This is a genomic window from Streptomyces aureus (assembly GCF_001418135.1).
Lineage (GTDB): Bacteria > Actinomycetota > Actinomycetes > Streptomycetales > Streptomycetaceae > Streptomyces > Streptomyces aureus_A.
Genome location: NZ_LIPQ01000181.1, coordinates 7,395 through 7,687, shown reverse-complemented (window position 1 = coordinate 7,687; position 293 = coordinate 7,395). Strand labels below are relative to the sequence as shown.

The 293-nt window shown below is 73.0% G+C and carries 1 protein-coding gene; it reads right to left on the bottom strand.

Annotated features, from left to right (window positions below):
* Positions 1–20 precede the first annotated feature (20 nt).
* A partial coding sequence (locus AOK00_RS40380; RefSeq protein WP_301554212.1) for a BTAD domain-containing putative transcriptional regulator occupies positions 21–293 on the bottom strand: 273 nt, incomplete at its 5' end.

The window sequence follows — 293 nt, the reverse complement described above, 5'->3', positions numbered from 1 at the left end:
AGGGAGGGCAGGGGCCGGGATCAGGCCGCGTAGAGGTCGAAGGTCGGTGTCGGCCGGCCGCCGTGCGCCGGGGTGTCCAGGCGCGGATCGACCGAGAGCATCGCCTGGTGCAGCCGCTGGAGTTGCGGGGCGGGCTCAAGACCCAGCTCCTCGACGAGCCGGCGCCTGAGGCCGCGGTAGAGCTGGAGGGCCTCGGACTGCCGTCCGGCGCGGTAGAAGGCCACCATCGCCTGGGCGTGCAGCCGTTCGTTGGCGGGGTGGAGACGGGTCAGCTCGACGAGTTCGGCGAGGAG